Annotated in this window: 7 protein-coding genes; 4 read left to right on the top strand and 3 right to left on the bottom strand. The window is 57.6% G+C overall.

Annotated elements, in window-relative coordinates; translation table 11 throughout:
• The 3 genes from K1Y02_13560 to K1Y02_13550 all read left to right on the top strand — a co-directional run.
• On the top strand, positions 1-371 hold a 371-nt coding region (locus K1Y02_13560; GenBank protein ID MBX7257385.1), incomplete at its 5' end, for a LarC family nickel insertion protein.
• Between the two features lie 29 nt (positions 372-400).
• Positions 401-907, top strand: a complete 507-nt coding sequence (coaD, locus tag K1Y02_13555) for a pantetheine-phosphate adenylyltransferase (protein ID MBX7257384.1) — start codon at positions 401-403, stop codon at positions 905-907.
• Between the two features lie 127 nt (positions 908-1,034).
• Complete coding sequence (locus tag K1Y02_13550; GenBank protein MBX7257383.1) at positions 1,035-2,432, top strand: MATE family efflux transporter; 1,398 nt, start codon at positions 1,035-1,037, stop codon at positions 2,430-2,432.
• A 20-nt stretch (positions 2,433-2,452) separates the two neighbouring features.
• Here the strand turns inward: K1Y02_13550 and K1Y02_13545 are convergent, their stop codons facing one another.
• On the bottom strand, positions 2,453-3,970 hold the full coding sequence (locus K1Y02_13545; GenBank protein ID MBX7257382.1) for a hypothetical protein: 1,518 nt from the start codon (positions 3,968-3,970) through the stop codon (positions 2,453-2,455).
• Between the two features lie 468 nt (positions 3,971-4,438).
• Here K1Y02_13545 and K1Y02_13540 point away from each other — a divergent pair, with 468 nt between their 5' ends.
• A complete protein-coding gene (locus K1Y02_13540) occupies positions 4,439-5,566 on the top strand; it encodes a PQQ-dependent sugar dehydrogenase (protein MBX7257381.1) in 1,128 nt (375 codons plus the stop codon).
• Positions 5,567-5,646: 80 nt separating this feature from the next.
• Here K1Y02_13540 and K1Y02_13535 read toward each other — a convergent pair whose 3' ends face one another.
• Both K1Y02_13535 and K1Y02_13530 read right to left on the bottom strand, forming a co-directional pair.
• A complete protein-coding gene (locus tag K1Y02_13535; protein MBX7257380.1) occupies positions 5,647-6,540 on the bottom strand; it encodes a hypothetical protein in 894 nt (297 codons plus the stop codon).
• Positions 6,521-7,096, bottom strand: a complete 576-nt coding sequence (locus tag K1Y02_13530) for a hypothetical protein (protein MBX7257379.1) — start codon at positions 7,094-7,096, stop codon at positions 6,521-6,523. The genes K1Y02_13535 and K1Y02_13530 overlap by 20 nt, the downstream gene beginning before the upstream one ends.
• Between the last annotated feature and the right edge of the window lie 7 nt (positions 7,097-7,103).

The raw sequence follows: 7,103 nt of genomic DNA, 5'->3' as shown, positions 1-7,103 counted from the left end.
CGGGTGCGCTGGATGCGTTCATTACACCCGTCGTAGCCAAGAAGGGACGGCCGGGCCACATGGTGACGATTCTCTGCGAGGAAGCGAAAGTGCAAGAACTCGCGGCGCTTCTCTTTGCACATTCCACGACGCTCGGGCTGCGCATGCGCCAGGAGCGCCGGATTTGCCTGCAGCGCGAATGGAAGAAAGCGTTCACGCCGTGGGGCGAAGTCCGCGTCAAGATTGGGTACTTCAAAGGCCGGCCAACGGTCACGGCTCCCGAATACGAGGACTGCCGGAGGCTTGCGGAGGTCAATCGGGTTCCAGTGAAAGACGTGTTTCAGGCCGCGCAAGCCGCGATCTTCAGGGGAGAACTGCATACTCTCGGCTAGAGGGATGCGAGGGAGAGGAAATCACAACGATGTCGAACCGGGTGGCGGTGTATCCAGGTAGTTTCGATCCGGCGACCTATGGCCATCTGGATTTGATCGAACGCGCCGCAAAGATCTTTGACTCACTGATCGTGGCCGTCGCGCGCAATTCCGAAAAGACCGGCCTGTTCACCGTTGACGAGCGCATCGAGATGCTTTCGTCCATCACAAAGCACCTTCCCAACGTGAAAGTCACCTCGTTCACCGGTTTAACCGCCGAATTCGCAAAGAATTGCGACGCCATCGCGCTCGTCCGGGGTCTCCGAGTGGTCTCCGATTTCGAATACGAAATCACGATGGCCATTGCAAACCAGAAGCTGAACCCGCGGATCGACACTGTGTGTCTGTTGCCCAGCGAGCGTTTCCTCTTGCTGAGCTCGCGAATCGTTCGCGAAATTGCCTTGTTCGGCGGTCATCTCGAAGAATTTGTACCCCCGGAAGTCCAACGCCGTCTTCAGTTGAAACTCGAAGAACGGAACTCGAAAACGGATTCCTGACCACCCGACTTGCGGCTGTCTCGGACCTGATGGCGAGCGTCACCCTCAAAGTATGCATACTTGCATTACCTCTTGTGGGACGGGCCTGTGTTACCCTTTCTTTCTTTCTTTCGACGGAGCCTCTTTTGTGAGCCAGCATGTCTACATAGATGAAGACCGGGAATCGCGCTGGGCTGGATTGTCCGAAGTCACGCGGATGGCCGGCCCCATTATTCTCAGTTCGATTTCCTGGACGATGATGCAGTTCGTCGACACGTTCATGGTGAGCTGGCTTGGAGAAACCGAACTGGCCGCCGTGGGCTCCGCCGGCTTGTGGTCGTATACCATGGGTACCTTCATCTTCGGCATCCTCGGCTGCGTCACGACGTTCGTTTCTCAGAGTCTCGGCCGTGGCCGTCCTCAAGACTGCGCCAGCTACGTCTGGCAAGGCATTTACATTTCCATCATCGCGGGCGTGCTCGCTTTCGCGTTGTGGCCGCTCTCTGAACCTCTATTCCGCCTGATGCGCCACTCCGAAGCGGTCACCCGTTTGGAAGTCCTCTACTTCAACGTTCGCCTCTTCGGATACGGGTTCATCGCCTGGCAAATCGCTCTCGCTTCGTTCTTCCAGGCCGTCAACCGCCCCAAGATCCCCATGGTGGTTGCCATTGTCTGCAACGCCCTCAACGGCGTGTTGGACTATCTGCTGATCTTCGGCAAGTTCGGCTTCCCCAAATGGGGCGTCGCCGGAGCCGCAATCGCCACGATTATTTCACTGTTTCTCCAGGTCGTCATGCTGCAAGCCATCTTCATGAGCAAGACCGTCGATGACATGTACGCGTCGCGAAGCAACTACCGCATAGATCTCGGAAAAATGCGCGAGCTGATTCGCATCGGTTGGGCAGCGGGCCTGCAGTTCTTTCTCGACGTCGCCAATTGGGGAATCTTCACCGGATTCATCGTGGGTTACTTCGGCGAAAAGTCCCTTGCCGCGCACAACGCCGCCGTCAGCCTCATGCACGTGTCCTTTATGCCCGCCGTCGGCCTTAACCAAGCCATTGCCCCCATCGTCGGACAATGGATTGGCCGCAACCGCCCCGACCGCGCCAAGGCCCGCACCTACACGGCCATGCGCCTTGCCATCGTCTACATGTCCATCATGGGCCTGACCTTTGCCCTCTTTGGCCACCACATCCTCCGCGATGTCTTCAAGCTCGACCCCGAAATCGTCGCTATCGGCCACACGTTACTGCTGCTCGCCGCCATCTTCCAGGGGTTCGACGCCGTCAACATCACCGTCATGGGCGCGCTCCGCGGCGCCGGCGATACCCGCTGGATGGCCATCGTGATGGGTATTTGTGCTTACGCCGTGTTCCTGCCCGCGGCCGTCGTACTCGCGTTCCCGCTCAAGCTCGAAGCCGTCGGCGCGTGGATCGGGGCCACCATCTACATCATCGGCCTCAGCGGCCTCCTCTTCCGCCGCTGGCACGGCGAACGCTGGCGCAACATCAAGATCTTCGCGTCGGACCTGACATCAACGCACTAATTGACCCTATACGGGTTTCGTCAAGGATTAGAGAAGCTCGATACCTCCGAGCGCTTTTCGTCCGCCGTTACATCCGGTTCCGCCCCGGTGTACTCAAGCAGAGCTCCGCGCGCCACGGCATACCATCGGTATTCTTTTCCCGATTGAAGTCCGTCTGCCTGAATCGTTGCGATGTCGCCTTCCCGTAGAAGCTTGTCTTCCCCGATGTATGCGCCGTCTTCCCAATAAAACGCCACATCGTAGGTCTGGGGTCCGTGGACCTGCACGCTAAGCGCAGTCTTACCGGTTCCTTGCGGCAAGGTGGTTCCATCGGAAGGCGTGGGATTCGTGGGTGTCTCGGCTCGCGAGATCATTTCCGGCACAACAACGACGATACCGTACTGATCATCGTGATAGCCGAGATCCGCCGCCACAGTGAAGATTAACGCGCTTGGATGTAGGAGAGTCCCGTGCGGTTTCAAATAAGCTCCCTCTGCAACACGAATGTAGCGGGTTGGTTCTAGTGACCACTTTTCCAAGTTCTGCGTTGCGCAGATATACGTGTCGTTGCCGACGGAGAGGAAGACGTCATAGTTGTCACCGTAGCGCGCGAATGAAACGCTGCTGAAGATGGCGTGCGCGGGTACGCCTGTATCCTGCAACGTACCCCATGTCTTGCCTGCGTCCGTGGATTTGAAGTACTTGAGCGTGGATTGGCTGTCCGCATTGTGCAGACCGTCCAACTCGCCGCATTTGCCTTCCGTTACGAATACATACCACAGGTCACGAGTGTGGCGTACCAGCGCAACGCGACCCGTGTGATTGGAGACGGTTCCGATAATGGCCGGCGCTTTCCAGCCGTCGGCCTTGGTCCATTCCCAGTACTTGACGTTGCTCTTGTCGCGCGGACCCGTACAGTCGATTGCCATGATCCACGCGCGGTCCTCGCTGAAAGTGTAGGTTGTTCCTTCTGTCCACTCGGGTTGTTGTGTTCGGAGGCCGGTATCGCGGACATCTTTTTCGAACGTGAAGTTGCGGAAGCCCTCAAACGTGGGGCTGGAAACGCATTCGTAACCCAGCTTGTCTGCCGTGCGCCAGCGCGTGCCGAACATGTGATACTGGCCACCCCAATACCCCCAAAAAGGATGTCCGAATTCACCGCCGTCGCCAAATGTAGGACCGCCGTTCCATTCCTGACGACGAACCAGTCTCTGGTACGTCCGGTACCAGCCTTTATCCAAATCATATGCAGACCACGCGCCGCGCTGTGTGGTCGCAAACCACTTGCCCTTCTCCCTGCCGTGCTTAAGGTAGCCGTACTTCCAGCAGTCGGAATGCGAAATTACCGTCTGTTTCGAACCGATGAAGTCGGCCAGAGTCACACTGAATGTCTTTGATTGCGACTCCACGCCGTCTGTGGCGGTCACCATCCAGTGATAGGTCTCGCCGCGGCGAAGCATGTCCTGCGGGCGCGCACTGAATTCACCCGATTGCGCGTCGGAGAAACGGACGATTTCATTCCAATTGCCGGACCCATCGTCGCTGAACGTGATGTCCATGAGCTTGCCGCCGCTGTGTTCAACGGTGGCGGATAAGCTCGGATTGAGCGATCCCAGGGTACCTTCATCGGCCGGCGATGGCGCCGAAATCCTAATGAAGGAACCCGCCGCATTGGATTGCGCAGTTCCAAAACAAAACATGGATAGTAAGGCAAGAGCTAGAGAACGTACTCTTGAAGTAGCACTAATCCAGATCATACACGTACCCCATTTGCGTTGACAGTGCGTTGTTCGTCCCTGTCGTGGTCCGAGGTTCGCGACTGTCCCCCCCCCGGGAGGGCCACAATTGCCTTCCCTCACCCGCACCAAATCCTTCTTGGTAGCATGATATCGTAGTCTGATTGGCAGCCCCGCATAATTCAAGCCAATTGAAAGAGGAATAGGGCGCGTTGACCATCAGTCCGTTGTATGGGATACTATAACTCGCTGGCTATTGGTCTGGCCGGTCTGCAAGGAGTTGGTCCAATGATGTACCCCGTTCGTATCGCTGTCTTTTGTGCGTGTTTGGCGCTTGCTGTGTTTCTCACCGCCTGCCCGGCCTCACCGCCTCCGGGTGGCTCCAAACTTGACGACATCAACCTTCCCGCGGGCTTCTCCATCGCCTATTTCGCCGAAAATGTTGAAGGAGCGCGTTCGCTAGCGCTGAGTCCCAGCGGCATTGTGTTTGTCGGGACTCGCGGCGACAAAGTCTACGCCGTCGTTGACAACAACAAAGACGCGAAGGCCGATTCGGTCGTGGTGGTCGATAGCGGGCTGAATTCACCCAACGGCGTGGCCGTCTACAACGGCGACCTCTACGTGGCCGAGATCAGCCGCGTCATCAAGTACGCCAACATCGAATCCACCTACGCGAACAATCCCACGTATACCGTCGTGAATGATACGTTCCCAACGGATGCGCACCATGGTTGGAAATTCATCGCATTCGGTCCCGATAACAAGCTCTATGTCCCTGTCGGCGCGCCGTGCAACGTTTGCGAACGCACCGATGACGACCGCTATTCCACCATCATGCGAATGGACCCCGACGGAACGGATCTTGAGATTTACGCCGAAGGTATTCGCAACACGGTCGGCTTCGATTGGCACCCCTCTACCAACGAACTCTGGTTCACCGAGAATGGCCGCGACATGATGGGCGACAATATTCCTCCTGACGAACTCAACCGGGCTCCCAGCGCGGGCATGCACTTCGGCTTCCCGTACTGGCATGGCTCCAACGTGTCCGATACCACGTTCGGCGCCGGACACAACGCAGGCGAGTTCACGTTGCCCGTTCAGGAACTAGGTCCACACGTAGCGGCGCTCGGCATGCGCTTCTACGGCGGCTCCATGTTCCCCTCGGCCTATCAGAATCAGATCTTCATCGCCGAACACGGCTCCTGGAATCGCAGCACGCCGATTGGCTACCGCGTCATGCTTGTGAAACTGAACGGCAATTCCGCCACCTCCTACGAGGTCTTCGCCGACGGCTGGCTCAAGAACGGAACTGCCTGGGGTCGCCCCGTCGATGTGCAGGAAATGCCCGACGGCTCGCTCCTCGTCTCCGACGACCGCGCCGACGCCATCTACCGGATTACGTACAGCGCGAAATAGACGGCAGGGGAATTCGACAACAAACACACAGCGCCCTGGGCGAGGACCCAAGGCGCTGTTCCTTTTTCTACGGAGTGGCGCTATTCAGCGAAGGTATTCTCGTACAACGGAAGGTCTTCGGGAATTGCAGGAGCATTCGTACGCTCCGCCCGGCGAATGCTCGTCATGAAGAGGCCGTAATCTCGAACGATGAAACACACTTCCGCCGAATCTGTCAGGGCCGTGAGCAGATTGCCCAGAGAGGGATTCGAATCCGTGAGGTTCACTTGAAAGGCAATGTTCATCAATGAAACATCGATTGCCAAGTTCACATTGAACTGCTCGGCAAGGTACAAGGTAAGGTCATCGGAAGTAAATGTACCCGTTAATGAAGTGGATTTAGCCGTCATCTTCAATTGCGTCCGGAATTCCTCCGGCAACTTTGGACGGTCAATGCGCTTTGCGGAAACCAGTGACCTCTTGGGCGACGCAGGGTCTGCTTCTTTCTTTTCGGTCAGCGCCCGCTTCGAGAGCACCTCCAGGTACGCTTCCTGACTAGTGACTTTCGCTTCGGCTTGCGACAGACGCATTTCTGCTTCCGCCACTTCCTCGTGCGTGGCAATGCCCAGCTCCGCCTTCTTCTGGATCTCGCTAAAGGTCCTCTTCATGGTCTTCAATCCGGCTCGGTCGAAATAGATCTGCGTTACTTTTCCAACTGCCTCCAAACGAGCCTGCTGCAATCGCGCTTCTGCTTCCCTCAGCTGCGCTTCCGCGATTAGGACCTCTGGACTGTTCTGTTGTGCGCGCTCGATAAGCTCTGCGAGCGGTGCATCGCCCGGCGCCTCGGACTTGGAGGTGTCGGCCGGAGCGGCGGTGGGCGCAGGAGCCGCAACCTGGGGATACGCTGCATCCTGCGCAAAGGCGTCAAAAGCGCAAACAAAGACAACCACCGTGATTAGGGCCGCCATTGCATGGTTACGACTGAGACGATTCATGATGTTCCTCCTGCAGGCGCGCCTGCTTCAACGAACGCAATAACCACGTGTCTGCAACGTCAATCGGTTCATTCTTCGGGGGCGGTCCCAGCGAAATGAGACGCCCGTAGCAGCTCAACGCCAAATCCGTGTCCCCCTCTTCAAGCGCTCTATCACCTACCGCTCGCAGCAATTCGACTTGTTCCTTGACCGTCGACGACGCCAAAGCAAGGGCCAGCTTCTCGCGGTCGCTCAGTAGGTTCTCAACGCTGTCCACCTTTGCGCGATCAGATAAATTCGGAGCGATCACCTGTGCGGGTGGCGATGCCGCTAGCTGACGCGGTGCAGCCGGACTTCGCTCGCGGGCTATCAACCACGGAGTCACAACTCCACTGACATACGCCGCCGCCAGCGCACAAAGCAGAAGTACTTTGCGTATGCGACGACGCGTGCGGACGACCGACACCGTGCGCGTCCACACGGCCTCTCTCAGCGCGTCGGGCGCCGTCGCAACATCCCAAGCGCCATCCGGTACGCACTTCCCTTCAACCAATGGTTCATCATCTTCGGAATGCATCGAGCAT

The sequence above is a fragment of the Candidatus Hydrogenedentota bacterium genome, from assembly GCA_019695095.1.
GTDB lineage: Bacteria > Hydrogenedentota > Hydrogenedentia > Hydrogenedentales > SLHB01 > JAIBAQ01.
This window is presented reverse-complemented; position numbering and strand designations above follow the sequence as displayed.